This is a genomic window from Paraburkholderia terrae (assembly GCF_002902925.1).
Lineage (GTDB): Bacteria > Pseudomonadota > Gammaproteobacteria > Burkholderiales > Burkholderiaceae > Paraburkholderia > Paraburkholderia terrae.
In genome coordinates this window covers 1,594,256-1,613,460 of the sequence record NZ_CP026112.1, presented here as the reverse complement: position 1 = coordinate 1,613,460, position 19,205 = coordinate 1,594,256, and the positions used below count along the sequence as shown (strand labels likewise).

The following is a 19,205-nucleotide window of genomic DNA, read 5'->3' as shown; positions in this document are numbered from 1 at the left end:
CACGTAGCGCGCGATGTTTCAGGCTGGATGGAAGTGTCGATGCGTGTTGCGCTATTGCTCACCACGCGGCTTCTGCTGTCCGCGAATCGTAGCCGCCGCGCACGCCGCGCCTAGCAGCGCGCACAGCGCAGACACGAGCGCGACGGCGCGCAGCCCCGCGTCGATGGCATCGGACTGCGCGGCGACGATTTCAGCCGGCACGGCATGCGCGCCCGCCATCACGTCCGGTGCCAGCTGGCCCTCCCGTTGGAGGTCGGCGGGAATATTCAACTGTTCGAACCGCTTCGACAGCGCCGCGTCGTGCGACCAGACGAACACGATGCCGAGCACCGCGATCGCCAGCAGGCTCGCGATCCGCGCGACGGCATTGTTGATGCCGGACGCGACACCGGTGCGCGCGGCGGCTACGGATGTCATCACGACCGTCGTGAGCGGCGCGACCGTGATCGTCATGCCGAGGCCGAGCACGGCGAGGGCGGGGAAAAAGCTTGTCCAGTAGCGCGCGCGGTCAATGTCGAGCCAGCCGGGCAGCGCGAGCAGCGCAAAGCCGGCTGCCGCGATCACGGGGCCCACTGTCAGCAGCGGGCGCGCTCCGTAACGCGCCGCCAGCCCGCCCGAGAAGCGCGACAGCACGCCGATCACGACGGGCACGGGCAGCAGCGCCGCGCCCGCTTGCGTCGCCGTATAGCCGTGCGCGCGAATCAGCGTGAACGGCAGAAAGAACAGCGCGCCGCCCAGACCGAAATACAGCAGCAGCGTGACGAGGTTCGCGCCGCTGAAATCTCGCGAATGAAACACATCGAGCGGCATCATCGGGTCGTGGCTGCGCGCCTCGATGGCGACGAACGCGGCGCACAGAGCCAGTCCGCCGGCGATCATCCCGATCACGATCGCATCGCCAAAACCGTGCGACGAAGCGAGCGTGAGGCCGTACGTCAACAGGCCGAGCCCCAGCGCCGCCACCAGCGCGCCCAGCCAGTCGAGGCGCTGCGCAGCGCTTTCGTCACGGCTAGCCGGTATCGACGACAGCGCGAGCGCAACCGTAATGACCGCGATCGGCACGTTCAGATAGAAGATGGCGCGCCACGAGAACGCGTCGACGAGCCAGCCGCCCGCGACGGGCCCGAGCGCCGACGTGATCGCGCCGAAGCCGGCCCATGTGCCGATCGCGCGGCCGCGCTCGCGTTCGTCGAACACCGCGCCGATGATCGCGAGACTGCTCGGCACCAGCAGCGCCGCACCCGCGCCTTGCACGGCGCGCGCCGCGATCAGCGCGGCGGGTTCGGGCGCGAGGCCGCACGCCGCCGACGCCGCCGTGAACAGCACGATGCCCGCGACGAATACGGTGCGCCGCCCGAGCTTGTCACCGAGCGCGCCGCCGACCAGCACGAGCGACCCGAGCAGCAGCAGATACGCGTTGACGACCCATTGCATCGCCGCGACGCTCGCGCCGAGTTCGGTCTGAATGGCGGGCAGCGCGACGTTGACGACGGAGCCGTCGATGAACGCCATGCTGGAGCCGAGTATCGTCGCGCCGAGCGCGAGGCGCTTGCGGCGGCAGGGAATCCCGGCGGCGGGTTGCGCGCGGATCGCGAGATCGTCGCAGGGGCTGGCCTGGGCGGGGAAGGCGTGCGGCTGGTCGCGCGCGTGGTTCAGGGAAGCGCGGTCGGACATGACGGGTGTCCACTCCATTGCGGTGCGATCGACAATGCAATGGACACGTAAAGCGCCACGCCGTTCAGCATCAACTGAACGGCGTGAAGGCCGCCGCGTGATTCAGGCGAAGTCAGTCAAAGGAAGAACAGCGGGCTCAGCCTAACGACACCGCTGCGACAGCGCGCGGCCTGTGCGAGCCCGCATCGCTGTCGTCGGCGTCGTCCGCGCCGCCCGGATCGGATGAGCCGTCCGTGCCGCCGTCGGTGCGGCCTTCGCCGCCGGCACGGCGCATCGAGCGCGTCGCGTTTGCGTCCGGGTTCATCCGGTTCGCGTTCATCAGCCGGTAGAGCGTCGCGCGCGACACGCCGAGGTCGGCCGCCGCGCCCGACAGGTTGTGGCCGTGCCGCTTCAACGCTTCTTCAATGGCCTCGATTTCCGCCTGCGTGCGGATTTCGGCCAGCGTCTTCGCGCGCGCGCCCGATATTTCCGGCAAGCCGAGATCGGTTTCCGTGATGAAGCGTCCTTCCGTCATCACGACGGCGCGCCGCACGCAGTTGATCAGCTCGCGCACGTTGCCGGGCCAGTCGTAGTTCGACATGGAGACGACCGCGCCGCTGGAAAAACCGCGAATCTTATGCGTGCCGTCCTGCCGGTACATGCTGAGCGCATAGTCGGCGAGCAGGCGGATGTCGCTGCCGCGTTCGCGCAGCGGCGGTTCATCCAGTCGCAGCACGCACAGCCGGTGATACAGGTCGGCGCGGAAGCGTCCGTCTTTCACGGCGGCTTCGAGATTCACGTGCGTCGCCGAGATCACGCGCACGTCGACCTTGACGGAGGCGTTGCCACCCAGGCGCTCGATCGTGCCTTCCTGCAGGAAGCGCAGCAGCACGGCCTGGCATTCGTGCGGCATGTCGCCGATTTCGTCGAGGAACAGCGTGCCGCCGTGCGCATGCTCGATCCGGCCGATCTTGCGTTGCAGCGCACCCGTGAACGCGCCGCGCTCATGGCCGAACAGCTCGGCCTGCAATAGGGTAGGCGGAATCGCCGCGCAATTGATTGCGACGAACGCCTGCTGCGCGCGCGCCGAGCCGTCGTGGACCGCGCGCGCGGTCAGTTCCTTGCCCGTGCCCGATTCGCCCGCGATGAACACGGGCGCATCCGTCTGCGCGCACTTGTCGATCCGGCGATACAGCTTTTGCATCGGCTCGCAATGGCCGACCATGCCATGCGCACCGAGCGACGGCTGCGGCCGGAAGCTCGCGCGGCGCAGATTCGACAGGCCGTGCGCGTGACCGAGCGCGAAGATCAGCCGGTCGTTCATGCACGGCGCGGTGACGAAGTCGAAGCAGTAGTCGAGGATGAAGCGGCTGGTGAGGTCGTCGGTGGCGTGGCCGGGCGCGATCTGCGCGATCCAGTTTGCCTCGCCGTGACGCATGCAGGCCTCGAGCGCCGAGAGCTGCTGCTGCGTGACATCGTCGGGCAGCGTGACGAGGCCGACCTTGATGTCGCCCCGATCGAGCAGTTTCTCCGCAGCGGCCGTGGTTCTGGCGTGTACGACCTGCCATCCGGCCGCGCCTAGAAAGGCTGCGAGCGCTTCGTCGGGCGTCGAGGCCACGCAAAGCACGGTGCGGTCGGAAGCGCCCGTTGTGGAAGTGGAATTCATGTTACCCCCGGTAGTGGACGTCGCCCTTGCGCGTCGTGCAGCAAGGTCAGTAATCCTTGTACTACGGCAAAACAGTGTGGTCTTTTGAGGGTCCGCGTGCGCGAACCCGGGCGTTTTTCATCTTCTTCTATATGCGGGTCATGAATGCCGCAATGTCGCCATGCCTTTGCGCTGCGTACATGCTTCGCAACGCGAAGTTATCGTCGCATGAAATGCACGGTGAAAACAAAGATAAATGAAAGGGTAGGGGCTTTATATAAGCGTAAATCTGGATGCAGATACATCCTTCTGCAATTTCTACCGGCGCTTAAATCGTTTGCGGATCGCGGCACCCGACAGGCACGTGCATGTGTGCCTCTCACGCGGCGCCTTGCTGCGCAAGGCCGAGCCACTTTTGCCGCCGCGCTTTTCCCGCCGTCTCAACTCTGCGACACATTTGACAATCGGTTCTTCAGACCGAATGACACCGGCCGGCGACCGGTAGTTCTGACCGGAAGCCTTTGGCACCGGCCTTCGCGGCCCGATTCGTCGCATCTTTGAGCGCGCGGCGCCGGCTATGTGGCCTGGCGAACGCGCGCGCCGCACTTCGAAATCACGTTACGGGTTCGCAACATCGCGAGCCGCGGGCCCCTGAAAAACCACGTGGCGCGCAAGCCCGATCACGGCGCGACAAGGGTTTGCGGGTACATGGCACACCCGTTGCAATATGACCGTCACGACGAAAACGTTGCTGCCGGAAAGCAGGGCCAAAGGAAGTCTCCGACAGCAGCACAGAACTTCGCAGTCGCGGCCGGGGTTTGCCACATGCGACTGTGGGGGCGGCGGAGCCAATGGGGGGCGGACGTCGGCAGAAAGTGGCGCGAATGGTTCGTACGACGTACGGCCATTCGCGACCATGACGACACCTTCGGCGGCACTTGCCGGTTGTATCCGTCCGAAAGGGCGGTTTTGCTGGTCAATGCGCATGGGGCGCGGCGGCCATGTGACATCTTATTTCCTACGGGGGACATATGAAGAACGCAATCAATCAATTTCTGCGCGAAGAAGACGGCGTGTCGGCAATCGAATACGGCTTGCTGGCCGGGCTGATCGCCGTGGCGATTATCACGACGGTGGGCTTGATCGGCGGAAAGCTGAACGATGTCTTCGTGATCATCAAGACCAAGCTCGACGGGGTAGCTGCCTGATAGGGCAGTCCTCTGATCGCCATCCCGCACGAATGTGGCGCGGCGGCCATGTGACATCTCACTCTCTACGGGGTACATCATGAAGAACGCAATCCAACAGTTTCTGCGCGAAGAAGACGGCGTGTCGGCAATCGAGTATGGCTTGCTGGCCGGGCTGATCGCGGTGGCGATTATCACGACGGTGGGCTTGATCGGCGGAAAGCTGAACGATGTCTTCGTGATCATCAAGACCAAGCTCGACGGGGTAGCTGCCTGATAAAGCAGTCGTCCAATCTCCATCCCGCAAGCCTGAACGCTGCCCTTGTTGCGATTGCTGCTGTTCGCAGCAGGGCAGCGGAATTCAGGAAGTCCATTCAACCAGCGGAGCTTTCGATGAACGGTGTGCCTTTTCCAGTGGGTCCCTGCGTGTTGGCGCTGGTCGTGATTGCAGCGATCTACGACATCCACGCACGGCGCATTCCGAACTGGCTGGTCGTCATCGGTCTGGGCGCGGGGCTCGTCGTTCAGTGCGCGCTGCATGGCGCGATCGACGGGATGCTGTTGTGGGGGGGCGGCCTGCTCGTCGGCGGCGCGGTGCTTTTGCCCGGTTATCTGTTGCGGATGATGGGCGCGGGTGACGTGAAGCTGATGGCGGCTGTCGGATGTTTTTGCAGTGCGAGCGGCGCGTTCGAAGCCGCGTTGACGGTGTGCATGGTCGGTGGCGTCTGGGCGCTGGTGGAGATGCTGCGCCATCGGCAGATGCGTGCCGGACTGCACAACATGGCTGCCGTGCTGATCGACGTGTCGATGCCTTCGGGCGGCGCGCCGGGCGGCAGCGAGCAGGGTACGGGCAACACGAGAACAAGACGGCCGACAACGGGCACGCTGCCATACGGCGTGGCCATCGCGATCGGCACGATGCTGTCGCTGTTCGTACACGTGTGACGAAGCGGCAAGCAAAAAGAACAACGAATAACGCAGCACGGGGCAAGAAGCGAACAAACGGATTTCTACGGGGAAGCAGCAGCGGGGCAGCAGGTGAATCAGGGCAGGACAGCAGTACATAACGACAAACAGCGTTAGCGACCGACAACAAGAGGCGAACGGCGGACAACAGCCGAAGCTCACCAGAACGCAGCAAAAAAACGCAGCGGCAGTGACAAGAGAAACAGCAGCACTGAGCCTTCGCAGAAAGGCTTGAAGCAAATCCAGAAACGGGGTGTGGACGCGGGGTCGTCCACCTGGAAAGAGCCTTCGCAGGAAGGCCGGCCAGATACGGGGGAAGTGATGAAGACGAACGATTCAGGCCGCAAGACGGCCAATGCCAAACCATCGGCAACACGGGGGAGCCGCTCCGCATCGGCGGACAACGGCAGCGGCATCGAGGCCGGCACCATGAACCGGCCACACCGCACGGAGGCCGCGTCCACGGGGTACGCAATGTACTACGTGGACGCGGCGCCGGAACTGCTCTACACGACCGATCCCGCCATCTATCTGCGCCAGCGCGCGCTGCTCACGCCGGTGGGCCGGCTGGAACGCGAATACGCGCTGCAAGCGCTGCTCGAGGAACTCGTCGTCGCGCGGTGGGTGGCGAAGCGCGAAGCGGAACGCCGCGCGCAGCAAGCCGCGCCGTTGCGCGCCGCTTTGCAGCTGCCGGCGCATCAGCCAGTCGCAAGCGCAGACGATGACGACGCGCACAGCCCGCCGGAGCGTGACCGCGATCTGATGGACTGACGGACAGACTCACTGCCCAATCCCTGCAACACGATCCCTAGAGCGCCGTCGCCGACGGCGAGAGTCAGGAGAACGACATGAAGAACGCTCGCGCGTTGGTGATGTTGGTCGTCGCGACGGCGGCCGGTCTTGCCGCCGTAGTGTTCGCGTCGCGCTGGATGATCCAGCAGTCTTCGACGACGACGACCAAGGTGGTGATCGCATCGGCCGACATGAGTCTCGGCCAGCGCGTTTCGCCCGAGATGCTGAAGGTGTCCGACTGGCCCGCCGGCAGCGTGCCGACGGGCACCTTCAACGACGTGAAAAAGCTCGAAGGCCGCGTGCTGAAGACGAGTCTCGCGCGCGGCGAACCCGTGCTCGAGGCGAAGCTCTCGCCCGTCGGCACGGTCGGCGGGCTGTCGGCCGTCATCAACGAAGGCAAGCGCGCGATCACGGTGCGCGTGAACGACGTGATCGGCGTTGCGGGCTTCGCGCTGCCGGGCAATTACGTCGACATCCTCGTCAACACCGAGAAGGACAACAAGGACGGCGGCGTAACGGGACGCGACCAGAACATCTCGAAGATCGTGCTCGAAAAGATCCTCGTGCTCGCCGTCGCCCAGGAAGCGGGCCGCGACGAAACCAAACCGAAGGTGGTCGATGCCGTGACGCTCGAAGTTACGCCCGAGCAGGCCGAGAAGATCGACCTTGCGCGCAGCATCGGTTCGCTGTCGCTCGTGCTGCGCAACCAGGTCGATCCGCAGGACGCGACGACGGCAGGCGCGACCAAAGCCTCGCTGCTGAAGATTCCCGTCGCCGTGCCGCCCGCGCCGGCCGCGCCCGCGCCGAAGCCCGTGGTGCGCAAGATCGTCGCGCGGGCGCCGGCGAACTGCGTGAGCGTGATCGACGGATCGCAGGCCAGACAGGAATGCTTTTGAGCGGCACGTAATGCTTGAGAACAACGAGTAAGAACTGCGCGCGAGACCAGCGCGTAGGACCAGCGTGAAAGCCGCGCGGGCACAGAACCCGGCGCGAACCGCAAGCCGTGACGAGACCAGACAACGGCGCCAATACGGGGGAAGGACATGAATGCCACAGAGAACCAGCGCGCGCATGCAAGGCGTGAGCGCGATACGACGCAAGCCACAACGTTTCCGCGCCGCTCGCGTCTCGCGCAGGCCAGCGCCTGCGGTCTGATCGGCGCCGCACTGTGGGCGCTGCCCGCCACGCAGGCCGTGAGCCAGGAAGCCGGTTTGCCGGGCCAGGCGCCGCTGCCGATGAGCCTGGCATCGAACGGCGGCGCCATGCATCTGACAATCGGCATGAGCGGCGCCGCGCCGGCGGCCGCTGCAGGCATGACGCAAGGCGGCCGGGGCCCGAACTGCACGGGCACGATCGCCGATCACCAGAGCGTGACGATTCCCGTCGGCAAGTCGCAGATGGTCAACATCCGCGAGTCGGTGAAGACGCGCACGGTCGGCAATCCGTCGATCGTGCAGGCGATGCTCGTGTCGCCGCAAACGCTCTATCTGCTCGGCACCGATGTCGGCACGACCAACATGATCGTGCAGGGCAGAAGCGGCTCATGCACGATCATCGACGTCGCCGTCGGCGCCGATCCCGGCGGCCTGCAGCAGACGCTCGCCGTCTTGATGCCCGAAGAGACCGGCGTGCAGGTCAAGGCCGCCGCCGACACGCTCGTGCTGACGGGCACCGTGTCCGACTCGGTGAAGGCCGAGCGCATCGTCGAACTGGCTCACGCCTATGTGTCGCGCCAGACTGCGCCCGTGCCCGTCGCCGCGCCCGCCAACGGGGCAGGCGCCCAGGGTGGCGCGATGATTCCCGCCGTGATGAAGACGGCGGGCGCATCGGGCAACGGCAACAACGAGCGCATCGTCAACATGATGCACGTGGCCGCGCCGCAGCAGGTGATGCTCGAAGTGAAGGTGGCTGAAGTGTCGAAGACGCTGATCGACCAGCTCGGCATGGCGGCAAACATCCAGGGCGGCACGGGCAGCTGGAGCTTCGGCCTGCTCGCCGATTTCCTGTCGGGCGGCATGGGTGCGCTGATCGGCTCGAAGGCGAACAACAAGCCGCTGAACTTCGCGTTCGATGCTCAGAAGACCGACCAGCTCGTCAAGGTGCTCGCCGAGCCGAACCTGATGGCGATCAGCGGCCAGGAAGCGAGCTTCCTCGCAGGCGGCAAGGTCTTCATCCCGGTGCCGCAAAGCAACGGCACAGGGGGCTCGACGATCATCCTCCAGGAAGAAACGTTCGGCGTCGGTCTGACCTTCACGCCGACCGTGCTCGATAACGGCCGCATCAATCTCAAGGTCTCGCCGGAAGTGTCGGAGCTCTCGCCGACGGGCGTCGCCGTGACGGCCGGCACCGTCAGCACGACGGCCGTGCTGCCCCTCATCACGACCCGCCGCGCGTCGACCACGCTGCAGGTCTACGACGGCCAGAGCTTCGCGATCGGCGGTCTGATGAAGAGCAACGTGACGGGCACGCTCAAGGGCCTTCCCGGCCTCGGCGAAGTGCCCGTGCTCGGCGCGCTGTTCCGCAGCACGAACTTCCAGGAGGACAAGACGGAACTCGTGTTCGTCGTGACGCCGCGTCTCGCGAAACCGCTGCCGCAGAACTATCCGCTGCCCACCGATCACTTCGGCAAGGTCACGGAAGCGGGCGTGCTCTTCACGGGCAACATGGAAGGCAAGAAGCCGCAGCCTGCCGCCGAGCCGGCGACGCCGTCGACGGGTGCCGCGATTCCGTCGCCGATCCCCGTCAAGGGCGGCTCGATTGCAGCGGCTAACGGTACGGCTGCTCCCGTGGTCCTGACGCCGATCATCACGTCGCAAGGCACGACGACGCCGTCGCCCGTGCCGGCGCCCGAGCGCACCCAGCCCGCGGCAGACGCGATCCGTGCGCCCGCCACGCCCCGCTCGACAGGGAGCGGCAGCGACGGCGACGGCACGGCGCCCGTCACGCGCACCGAACCGACAGACGGCACCGTGCATACGGCCGCTGTGCAGACGGTGAGCGTGAGCGCGCAGCCGCTCTCGGCGAAGCCCGCCGCACAGTCCGGCACGCAGGAAGCACGCGAAAACAACGACGACCGCCGCACTCAGTGAACGCGACGCGCATCTGACGAACACCGGGAGACCGATATGAAAACCATCCAGACATTGATCCGCGCGTCGCTGTGCGCAGCGGCGAGCCTGACGCTCGCTGGCTGCCTGACCTCGACACCGCACTGGGACGAGACGTTCGGCAGTTCCGTCTCGCAGCTGAAGGAAATGCAGACGCTGAACCCGAACGCGGGTATGAACACCGACCCGGTGGCGGGTGTCGACGGCTCGACGGCCCACGCGATCCAGAAGAACTACGCGAAGTCGTTCACGGCGCCGCCGCCGCCCATCAACGTGTTCGCGGTCGGCCTGCCCGGCTCGAACTGATTCGAACTGATTGAGTGCGCCGCACGCGCGGCGCGATCGTAACCGCAACAGAAACAACGCACTAAACCCCACGCCCCGCACGCGGAGACTGAACATGATCGACATCCTCCTCATCTCATCGGGCCCAGACCGCTCGCGCCATATCGAGCAACTGCTGGAAGGATGCGGCGTCGCGCATCGCGTGCGGGCCGTTCATGGCTCGGTGCGGCACCTGCGCACGCATGCGGCGTCGATCAAGTCGGCGGATCTGCTGATCGTCGACGATGTCGGCCTTGAGCCGCAAGACATGGCGTCGATCGAAGAAGCCGTCTCGCACGTGCCGCAACTGAACTGCATGCTGGTAACGCCCGCGCCTTCGACCGCGCTGCTGATGGCCGCGATGCGCGCAGGCGTACGCCATGTGCTGCCGTGGCCGCTCGACCCGCAGGCGTTCGCCTCTGAACTTTCGCACGTGTGGGGCAAGAAGACGGCGGGCGCGCGCCGCGAAGGGCGCGTCGTGGCGCTGACGTCGTGCAAGGGCGGCACCGGCACGAGCTTCATCGCGATGAACCTCGCGCACGCGCTCGCGACGCAGCGCGGCAAGCGCGTGCTGCTCGTCGATGCGAACCAGCAGTTCGCCGACGCGAGCCTGCTGATGTCCGACCTGGCGCCCGCCGCGACGCTCGCCGATCTGTGCGCGCAGATCGACCGGCTCGACAACGCGTTCTTCGACGCCTGTGTGATGCACGTGAACGACAACCTCGACGTGCTCGCAGGCGCGGGCGATCCGATCCGCGCAGGCGAACTGCGCCCCGCGCAGCTCGAACGCGTGCTGACGCTCGCCCGCTCGCAGTACGACGCGGTGATCGTCGATCTTGGCCTCGGCATCAATCCACTCGCGATCCACGTGCTCGACCAGAGCGACCGCATCTGCATGCTGGTGCGCCAGAGCGTGCTGTATCTGCGCACGGGCCGCCGCATGCTCGACATCTTTCAGGAACTCGGCTACGCGACGGGCAAGGTCAGCGTGCTCGTGAACCAGTACGACAAGCACGCGCCCGTCAACCTGCAGGCGTTCGAGCAGAGTTTCGGCATGGGCGTCGCGCATCGCTTCGCGCGCGACGACAAACATGCGGGCGCGGCGCTCGATCAGGGGCTGCCCATCATGAGCATCGCGAAGGGCAGCGCGCTCGCGCAGGACATCGTCGCGTTCGCGCACACGTTGTGGCCCGCGCCGCAAAAAGAGAAAAAGGGCGGCCTCGCGCGCCTCTTCGCGCAGAAGCCGCGCGACATGCCGCAACTGAAGACGAATCATTGACGCCGGGTCATTGACGAGAGGCGCCACACAACAGAAACCGGGGAGCGACACCATGTCATTGCGCGATCAACTGAGACTGCAGAGCGGATCGATGCCGCTCGACGCAGCGACTGCGGCCGGAGCGGGCAACAGCGCCGAAAGCATCGCCGCGCGCCGCGCGTATCAACAACTGAAGATGACCGTACACGAGAAGATCATCGACCGTGTCGAACTCGACAAGCTGCAACGCCTGACGCCCGAGCAGATCAAACGCGAGCTCGCGCAACTGGTCGAGCGCATCGTCGACGAAGACAAGATTCCGATGAACGAGCTCGAGCGCCGCCGCCTCGCGCAGGACGTGCATGACGAGATGTTCGGTCTCGGCCCGCTCGAGCCGCTGCTCGCCGACCCGACGGTGTCGGACATACTCGTCAACACGCCGCGCCACGTGTACGTGGAGCGGCGCGGCAAGCTCGAGCACACCGACATCACGTTCTTCGACGACGCGCATCTGATGAAGATCATCGAGCGCATCGTGTCGCGCGTCGGCCGGCGAATCGACGAATCGACGCCGATGGTCGACGCGCGCCTGCCCGACGGCTCGCGCGTCAACGCGATCATTCCGCCTTCCGCGATCGACGGGCCGCTCGTGTCGATCCGGCGCTTCGCGGTGAATCCGCTGAAAGTGGACGACATGGTGAAGAACCAGAGCTTCACGCCCGCCATGGCGCAACTGCTCGAAGCGCTCATCAAGGCCAAGCTCAACGTGCTGATCTCAGGCGGCACGGGCAGCGGCAAGACGACCATGCTGAACCTGCTGTCCGGCTTCATTCCCAACGACGAACGCATCGTCACGATCGAAGACGCGGCTGAGTTGCAACTGCGGCAGGAACACGTGCTGCGGCTGGAAACGAGGCCGCCGAATATCGAAGGCAAGGGCGAAATCTCGCAGCGCTCGCTGGTGCGCAACGCGCTGCGGATGCGCCCCGACCGCATCGTGCTCGGCGAAGTGCGCGGCGCGGAAGCGCTCGACATGCTGCACGCGATGAACACGGGCCACGAAGGATCGATGGCGACGCTGCACGCGAACACGCCGCGCGATGCGCTCACGCGCCTCGAAAACATGGTCGGCATGGCGGGCCTGACGATGCCGATCAAGGCGATGCGTCAGCAGATCGCATCGGCGATTACGGTGGTCGTGCAGGCGTCGCGTCTGACGGATGGACGCCGCAAGCTGATGAGCATCTCCGAAATCACCGGGATGGAAGGCGAGATCATCAACATGCAGGAAATCTTCACGTTCAAACGCACGGGCGTGGCAGAAGACGGCACGGTCAAGGGCTACTTCTGCGCGACGGGCGTGCGGCCCAAGTTCGCCGACCGGCTTGCCTCGTTCGGTCTCGCGTTGCCGGATCAGATGTTCGATCCGTCGCGGCGTTTCGAAGTCTGACGCGCTTTTCTGGAGACGGACATGGATACGACACTGCTGGCTTTCGCGGTCCTCGGCTTCGTCGCGATCGTGCTGCTGATCGAGAGCGTGTACCTGTACTGGAACAGCCGCCACGGCCCGGTCGTCAAGCGCACGGACGCGCGGATACGCGCGATGTCGGCGGGCGGCCACGTGAGCGGCGAACAGATGTCGATTCTCAAGCAGCGCCTGCTGAGCGAATCGCCGACACTCACGCGCATGCTGTTGCGCATGCCGCGCGTGCATCGGCTCGATCTGTATCTGCAGCAGTCGGGGTTGACGTGGTCGGTCGGGCGCTTCGTCGGCTATACGGTGGCGTTCGGGGGCGCGGGGCTCGTGTTCGGCGTCGGCGCGATGCATATGCCGTTTGCGATTTCGCTCGTGGTGGCGGGCGCGGCGGCGCTGCTGCCGCTCGCGTATCTGCGCGGCAAGCGCGCGAAGCGTATCGTCAAGCTCGAACGTCAGTTGCCCGATGCCGCCGATCTGATCGCCCGCGCGCTGCGCGCCGGCCATTCGTTTCCCGCCGCACTCGGCATGGTGGGCGACGAGTTGCCCAATCCGCTCGGCGGCGAGTTCCGCATCGCCTTCGACGAAATCAACTACGGCGTGTCGATGAACGACGCGTTGTTGAATCTGGTGAGCCGCGTGCCCGTCGACGACGTGCGCTACTTCGTGATCGCCGTGCTGATCCAGCGCGAGGCGGGCGGCAATCTCGCGGAGATTCTCGGCAACATCGCGGGCATCATCCGCGAACGGCTCAAGCTGCTCGCCAAGGTGCGCGTGCTGTCGGCGGAAGGGCGGCTGTCCGCGTGGATTCTGGGGCTGCTGCCGTTCATCGTGATCGCCGCGTTGTCGGTGCTGAACCCCGGCTACTGCAAGGTGTTCTGGGAAGACCCGACGGGTCAGAAGATCGCGGGCCTCGGGCTGGGGATGATGTTTTTCGGCATTCTGTGGCTCCGCAAGACGGTGCGCATCCGCGTCTAGCAGCCGACCAGCGGCGCGAACAAAAAACGAACGCAACACAACGGGGAAATCATGGAAACCGAACAGCTTGCCGTGCTGGCCGCGATGTTTGCGATCGTGTTCGGCGCAGCGTGGAAGGCGATGTCGCTGCTGCGTCCCGACCCGCTGAAGCGCCGCATCGACGGCATTGCGGCGTCGTCGGCGGCGGGTGCGACGGGGGCCGCGGCGGGCACGCCGGGCATGGATGGCGACGACAGCCCGGCGTGGATGGAAACGGTCACGAAAGTCTCGCATCAGGTCGCGAAGCTTTCGCTGCCGAAGGAGGACTGGGACAAGTCCGCGTTGCGGAGGCGCTTCGCGAATGCGGGCATGCGCAGCGACACCGCGCCCGCAATCTACTTCGCCGCGAAGACGCTGCTCGCGCTCGTGCTGCCCGCGCTCGCGCTGCTCGGCATCACGCTGTTCGCGGGCCCCGACGCGCAGAAATTCCTGCTGATGGCGACGCTTTCGATGGCGGCGCTCGGCTTCTATCTGCCGAACGTGGTGCTGAGCCGTCTCGTCGAGAAGCGCCAGCGCAGCCTCTTCGAAGACCTGCCCGATGCGCTCGATCTGATGACCGTCTGCGTCGAAGCGGGCCTCGGGCTGGACGCGGCGATGCAGCGCGTCGCCGAGGAAATCGGTGTGAAGAGCCACGCGTTGAAGGAGGAGCTGGAGCTGGTGCTGCTGGAACTGCGCGCGGGCGCGGGCCGCGACAAGGCGCTGCGCAATCTCGCGCTGCGTACGGGCGTCGAGGACATCGACACGCTCACTTCGATGCTGATTCAGGCGGACCGCTTTGGCACGAGCGTCGGCGATTCGCTGCGTGTGTTCATCGACGCGCTGCGCACCAAACGCCGGATGCGCGCCGAAGAACAGGCGGCGAAGATCGCGCTCAAGCTGCTCTTTCCCCTGATGTTCTGCATCTTTCCGACGCTGATCATGGTGCTGATCGGGCCCGCTGCGATGCAGGTCGCGCGGCAACTGCTGCCGACGATGGGCGGCATGCACTGAACCCACTGCGGGAGAGACACGATGCAAACCACGCGTCCTCATCTGAGAGTGTCGCGCGCGAGGCGTTCGCAGGGACGCCGCCGTGGGCAGCTTGGCGTCGCGACGCTCGAGTTCGCGTTTATCGCGCCCATCCTGTTCTTTCTGCTGTGCATGGTGATGGATCTCGGCGTCGCGCTGTGGGTGAACCTGACCATGCAATACGCGGTGCGCGAGGGCGCGCGCTACGCGGTGACGGGGCAGACGGGGCTTGACCCGAACCAGAAGAGTCCGCAGCGCTATCTCGCCGTGATCCAGGAGATCAAGGATCAGTCGATGGGTCTGTATCCCCTCGTCAATCCGAGCTACGCGATCACGGTCAACAGCGGCAAGGCGCAGAACTATGCGAGCGACGCGAGCTACAGCTCGAGCATGTTCGGCAATCCCGGCGACATCGTCGTGCTGCAGATCAACTGCGCGTGGCCGATGATCACGCCGATGATCCGCTCGTTCTTTCCCGGCGGCTTCTTCAACTTCAGCGTCGCCGCGACCATGCGCAACGAGGGCTTCTGACATGAAGACGAGACCACGGCTCAAGGGGCGTCGTTACGCACGAGGCAATGCCAAAGGGATCGTCAGCGTCGAGTTTGCGTTGCTGTTGCCGCTGCTACTGGGCATCGCGCTGCCGCTGTACGACATCGCGCGCAACATTCAGGCGCAGATGATCCTCATCAACGTGAGCCGCGAAGGCGCGAACCTGTCGTCGCGCGCGGCGGCTACCTATCCGATGCAGACCATCATGTCGTCGCTCGCGGCCACCACGCCGCCGCTCAACATGAGCGCGAACGGCATGATCTACATCACGCAGATCATGGGCTCGCAAGGCTGCGACGCGAAAGGCAACGGCTGCACGGGGACAGTCGTCGCGCAATGGAAATGGACGGGCGGCAGCGACGGCGGCGCGGCCAGCAAGATCTGGAACTGCTCGTCAGCGGGCACATCGTGGGCCACGGACGGCAGCGGCGCGTGCAACGGCCTCGGCGGCAAGACACCGGCGCAAGCGGTCGATCTGCTCAAGGGCAAGCTGTCCGACGGACAGATCGCGTATGCCGTCGAAAGCTTCTATGTGCAGCAGCCGCTGATCGGCGCGATCAACCTGGGCGGCGGCATCACGACGCCCGCGTTGTCGCCGAACCTGTATTCGATGAGCGTGTTCTGAAGGTCAAGCAGTTCGAAGCACCGGGGGAAGCAATGAAAACATTCAAAAGAAACACACGCGCGCTCAGGCGCCAGCAAGGCTCGGTGAGCATACTCGTCGCGGTGTCGCTGATCGCGTTGCTCGGCGTCGCGGGACTCGCGATCGACGCGGGCCTCGGTTACATGGTCAAGGCGCGGCTGGATTCGGCCGTCGACGGCGCGCTGGTCGCGGCGGGCCAGGCCGTCACGCGCGGCTCGACCCAGGCCGAGCAGATCACCAACGCGACCACGGCCGCGAATGCGTTCTTTGACGCGAACTATCCGCAGGGCTTTCTCGGTTCGACGGCAACGCTCAGTGCGCCATCGGTCAACATCAACAAGGGCACGGTGACCATCGATCTCGCCGCGCAGGCGAGCGTGCCGCTCACGCTGATGCAGATGCAGGGTTTCAAGCTGCTCAATGTGGCGACCACGGGCGAGGCGATCCGGCGCGATCTGGATCTGTCGTTCGTGGTCGATGTGACGGGCTCGATGAGCGACACGAAGACGCAGGCGGCCGTGCGCTCGGGGTCGACGGCGTTTCTCAACAACTTCAATACGTCGACCGACCGTGTGGCGCTGATGCACTTCGCGGCAGGCACGGTCGTCGACGTGCCGTTCAAGAGCGACCAGAGCCGCGGCTTCGACCGCACGACGATGACGAACAAGATCACGAATTACAGCTTCGGTGGCAATACGGCATCGGTGGATGCCATATGGAACGCGAAGTACCAGCTCGATCACGTCATCACGCAGCCGTCGAGTCTGCGCGTGATCGTGTTCTTCTCGGACGGCGCGCCGAACAGCTTCGCGGCTTCGTTCGCAGCAGCAAACACGACGTGCGCAGCGGGCAAATACACGATCATGACGAGCGACGGTCCGCCGTCCACGACGGGCAAGGATACGAACAGCTGGAGTGGCAACCCTGGCGCATTCGACAGCATGACGGCGCAAAACCAGCAGAGCAGCTGCTACGACAAGTATGCGGACAACGTGAAGAGCCTGCCCGCCACCTACGACGTGCATGCTGCATCGGATGCTTCAGCCACCTTGCCCATTACATCGGCGTCGCCCGCCGCGGGCACGCTGACGCGGCCGGTCGACGGCCAGATGCCCATTATCGGCACGGTGAATAATGGCAAGCCGACCCCCGCGCAAGTCACCGCCATGACGACGAAGTTCAACAACGTGAACAACGCGGCGCGCAACCTGATGGAAATGATGGCGGCGAAAGCGCGCGCGGAAGGCATCTTTGTTTTCGCGCTCGGCTACGGCCCGTCGCTGTTGACCAAGACGGGCGCGGGTAGTGGCGAGCTCGGTCAGGACATTCTCAAGTGCATCGCTAACGTGGCGGATGGCCCGAGCCGCTGCTACGACGCAAAGCAGCCCGTGGGCGTGTACTGCTACGCGGCGACACCCGACGACATCAAGCCGTGCTACGCGCAACTGGCCTCGGCCATCCTGCGCATCGCCAAGTAGCGGCGGGAGCGGCGGGAGCGGTGACATGTGGCGTTGCCGTGACAGGCGCGCCTTGAAGTGCGCTCGCAATAAAGGTGCGCTATCGTGTGATTGCCTGCGGCGCGGCCGCAGGTCTCCAGATGAACGCTTCGTTTTTCGACGGAGAAGCACGATGGTCAAGAAAACCGCGGCGCACGCGGCGGCGCATTCTGCGCAGGCCTCGCGCGCCGCCACGGGGATACGCAAGAGCGAAGAAACGCGCGGCGCGTCCGCGCGTCCCGAGATCGACGCCCAGGTCGTGCTCGTGCTGCAAGGCGGCGGCGCGCTGGGCGCCTATCAGGCGGGTGTGTTCGAAGCGCTGCACGATGCCGGGATCGAGCCCGACTGGGTGATCGGCACGTCGATCGGCGCGATCAACGGCGCGATCATCGCGGGCAACCGTCCCGAAGACCGGATGAGCCGGCTGCGCACATTCTGGGACCGCGTCACGTGGACGGGGCATCAAGCGCCCGACTGGCTTTCGGCCTGCGCGCCCGCCTGCGCCGCGCTCGGGCTGCCCGCCTATCTGGCCACCGCGTGGGCCGCATGGATTCCCGGCTACGAGCAGTGGCTGCGCAATCTGTCGATCATGGCGCAAGGCTTGCCCGCCTTTTTCACGCCGCGCGCCGACGCATGGCTCGCGCTGCATGCGCCCGTCGGTATCGAGCAGGCGGCGTTTTATCATACGGAGCCGCTGCGCGAGACGCTCGCGTCGCTGATCGATTTCGATTATCTGAACCGCAAGCAGACGCGGCTGACGGTCGGCACGGTCAGCGTGGGCAGCGGTCATATGCGCTATTTCACCAATCGCGACGCACCGCTCGATGTCGAGCATGTGATGGCGTCGGCGGCGTTTCCGCCGGGTTTTCCTTCCGTGCGCATCGACGGCGAGGCGTACTGGGACGGCGGCATCTATTCGAACACGCCGCTCGAAGCCGTGCTCGACGACCGGCCGCGGAACAGTTCCGTGATCTTCACCGTGCAACTGTGGCCCGCGCATGGCGACGAACCCGCGTCGATCCAGCAAGCGATGAGCCGCCAGCGCGACATCCAGTATTCGAGCCGCGCCGAGAGTCATCTCGAACGGCAGCGGCAGATTCACCGGCTGCGGCACGTGATCCGCGAACTCGGCAAGCATCTGCCCGACGACCAGCGCGACACGGCTGCCGTCAAGGAACTGCTGAACTGGGGTTGCGGCACGACGATGCAGGTGATCGAGCTCGATGCGCCGAACTTCGGGCGCGACGACATGCACAAGGACATCGACTTTTCGAAGGACGGCATCCGGCGCCGCTGGGAAGCGGGCTATGCCGACGCGCAACGGATGATCGAACGCGCGCCGTGGCGCGAGGAGCCGGACCCGATGGAAGGCATCGCGATTCATCGCTCGGACCCGGAAGCGGCGTAAGACGGCGACATATCTGAACGATTGCGCAATCGCGTGAGCGTGTTGTACCTTGGGTGAATGGCACTGACGAAGCGGCGGGCTAAGGAAAACACAGGCTGATATGGCCTGATACAGGCTGGCAAAAACGAAAACGGCGAGCACAAGACCGAGATGACTCATCCCAATGCGGCATTGATCCAGCGATTTTACGAAGCGTTCCAGCGGCGCGATGTCGACGCGATGGCAGCGTGCTACGCGCCCGACGTGACCTTCAGCGACCCCGTGTTCGTCGCGCTGCACGGCGGCGAAGTGACCGACATGTGGCGCATGCTGGTGTCGCGTGCGCAGGAGTTCACGCTGGCCTTCAGCCATGTCGTTGCCGATGCCGACAGCGGCAGCGCGCATTGGGTCGCGAGCTATGTGTTCAGCCAGACAGGCAGGACGGTGGTCAACCAGATCGACGCGCGTTTCGTGTTTCGCGACGGACTGATCGTCGAGCATCACGACCGTTTCGATCTATGGCGTTGGGCCAGTCAGGCGTTGGGCGCGAAGGGCGCGCTGCTCGGCTGGACGCCTTTCGTGCAGAACGCGATCCGCGCGCAGGCGAAACGAGGGCTGGCCGCGTTTCGCGCGAAAGCGGCATGAACGGAGCATGAGCGCGTTGAGCTGGTCCCGACCGGGGTCCGGCTAGCGCGA

19 protein-coding genes are annotated in these 19,205 nt (G+C 65.4%); 16 read left to right on the top strand and 3 right to left on the bottom strand.

Features of this window, described 5'->3' with window-relative positions; genetic code table 11:
• Positions 1–51: 51 nt before the first annotated feature.
• Positions 52–1,674 (bottom strand): MFS transporter, encoded by a 1,623-nt coding sequence (locus C2L65_RS23415; protein WP_042308229.1) that lies wholly within the window; start codon positions 1,672–1,674, stop codon positions 52–54.
• Between the two features lie 136 nt (positions 1,675–1,810).
• A complete protein-coding gene (locus C2L65_RS23410) occupies positions 1,811–3,319 on the bottom strand; it encodes a sigma-54 dependent transcriptional regulator (protein WP_042308227.1) in 1,509 nt (502 codons plus the stop codon).
• A gap of 1,010 nt (positions 3,320–4,329) precedes the next feature.
• Here C2L65_RS23410 and C2L65_RS23400 point away from each other — a divergent pair.
• From C2L65_RS23400 to C2L65_RS23390, 3 genes are all read left to right on the top strand, one after another.
• Complete coding sequence (locus tag C2L65_RS23400; protein ID WP_042308225.1) at positions 4,330–4,506, top strand: Flp family type IVb pilin; 177 nt, start codon at positions 4,330–4,332, stop codon at positions 4,504–4,506.
• A 79-nt stretch (positions 4,507–4,585) separates the two neighbouring features.
• Positions 4,586–4,762, top strand: coding sequence for a Flp family type IVb pilin (locus C2L65_RS23395; RefSeq protein WP_042308224.1), 177 nt, complete (start codon positions 4,586–4,588; stop codon positions 4,760–4,762).
• Positions 4,763–4,878: 116 nt separating this feature from the next.
• Positions 4,879–5,430, top strand: coding sequence for an A24 family peptidase (locus C2L65_RS23390; protein ID WP_042308222.1), 552 nt, complete (start codon positions 4,879–4,881; stop codon positions 5,428–5,430).
• 179 nt (positions 5,431–5,609) lie between these two features.
• On the opposite strand, the gene C2L65_RS46655 is transcribed toward C2L65_RS23390, so the two are convergent.
• Positions 5,610–5,867: a hypothetical protein gene (locus C2L65_RS46655; protein ID WP_233446519.1), complete on the bottom strand. Its 258-nt coding sequence runs from the start codon at positions 5,865–5,867 to the stop codon at positions 5,610–5,612.
• A gap of 13 nt (positions 5,868–5,880) precedes the next feature.
• Between C2L65_RS46655 and C2L65_RS23385 the strand changes: the two genes are divergently transcribed.
• The 13 genes from C2L65_RS23385 to C2L65_RS23325 all read left to right on the top strand — a co-directional run bounded on the left by C2L65_RS23385 (position 5,881) and on the right by C2L65_RS23325 (position 19,154).
• Positions 5,881–6,222 carry a hypothetical protein gene (locus C2L65_RS23385; protein ID WP_233446518.1) on the top strand — a complete coding sequence of 114 codons (342 nt, stop codon included), beginning with the start codon at positions 5,881–5,883 and terminating at the stop codon, positions 6,220–6,222.
• A gap of 77 nt (positions 6,223–6,299) precedes the next feature.
• The gene (gene cpaB / locus C2L65_RS23380) at positions 6,300–7,139 is read left to right on the top strand and encodes a Flp pilus assembly protein CpaB (RefSeq protein WP_042308218.1); all 840 of its coding nucleotides are present in this window, start codon (positions 6,300–6,302) and stop codon (positions 7,137–7,139) included.
• A gap of 147 nt (positions 7,140–7,286) precedes the next feature.
• The gene (locus C2L65_RS23375) at positions 7,287–9,332 is read left to right on the top strand and encodes a type II and III secretion system protein family protein (protein WP_042308216.1); all 2,046 of its coding nucleotides are present in this window, start codon (positions 7,287–7,289) and stop codon (positions 9,330–9,332) included.
• A gap of 36 nt (positions 9,333–9,368) precedes the next feature.
• Positions 9,369–9,656 carry a cyclin family protein gene (locus C2L65_RS23370; RefSeq protein ID WP_042308213.1) on the top strand — a complete coding sequence of 96 codons (288 nt, stop codon included), beginning with the start codon at positions 9,369–9,371 and terminating at the stop codon, positions 9,654–9,656.
• A gap of 94 nt (positions 9,657–9,750) precedes the next feature.
• A complete protein-coding gene (locus tag C2L65_RS23365) occupies positions 9,751–10,953 on the top strand; it encodes a CpaE/TadZ family protein (protein WP_042308210.1) in 1,203 nt (400 codons plus the stop codon).
• A gap of 52 nt (positions 10,954–11,005) precedes the next feature.
• On the top strand, positions 11,006–12,382 hold the full coding sequence (locus C2L65_RS23360; protein ID WP_042308208.1) for a TadA family conjugal transfer-associated ATPase: 1,377 nt from the start codon (positions 11,006–11,008) through the stop codon (positions 12,380–12,382).
• A 21-nt stretch (positions 12,383–12,403) separates the two neighbouring features.
• Positions 12,404–13,384: a type II secretion system F family protein gene (locus tag C2L65_RS23355; RefSeq protein WP_042308206.1), complete on the top strand. Its 981-nt coding sequence runs from the start codon at positions 12,404–12,406 to the stop codon at positions 13,382–13,384.
• 51 nt (positions 13,385–13,435) lie between these two features.
• Positions 13,436–14,413, top strand: coding sequence for a type II secretion system F family protein (locus C2L65_RS23350; protein ID WP_042308204.1), 978 nt, complete (start codon positions 13,436–13,438; stop codon positions 14,411–14,413).
• A 21-nt stretch (positions 14,414–14,434) separates the two neighbouring features.
• Positions 14,435–14,962, top strand: coding sequence for a TadE family protein (locus C2L65_RS23345; RefSeq protein ID WP_042308201.1), 528 nt, complete (start codon positions 14,435–14,437; stop codon positions 14,960–14,962).
• 1 nt (position 14,963) lies between these two features.
• Positions 14,964–15,608: a TadE/TadG family type IV pilus assembly protein gene (locus C2L65_RS23340; protein ID WP_042308199.1), complete on the top strand. Its 645-nt coding sequence runs from the start codon at positions 14,964–14,966 to the stop codon at positions 15,606–15,608.
• Positions 15,609–15,640: 32 nt separating this feature from the next.
• Complete coding sequence (locus C2L65_RS23335) at positions 15,641–17,104, top strand: vWA domain-containing protein (RefSeq protein WP_042308198.1); 1,464 nt, start codon at positions 15,641–15,643, stop codon at positions 17,102–17,104.
• A 151-nt stretch (positions 17,105–17,255) separates the two neighbouring features.
• Complete coding sequence (locus C2L65_RS23330) at positions 17,256–18,530, top strand: patatin-like phospholipase family protein (RefSeq protein ID WP_042308197.1); 1,275 nt, start codon at positions 17,256–17,258, stop codon at positions 18,528–18,530.
• A 150-nt stretch (positions 18,531–18,680) separates the two neighbouring features.
• Positions 18,681–19,154 (top strand): nuclear transport factor 2 family protein, encoded by a 474-nt coding sequence (locus C2L65_RS23325; RefSeq protein WP_042308194.1) that lies wholly within the window; start codon positions 18,681–18,683, stop codon positions 19,152–19,154.
• The last annotated feature ends 51 nt before the right edge of the window (positions 19,155–19,205 follow it).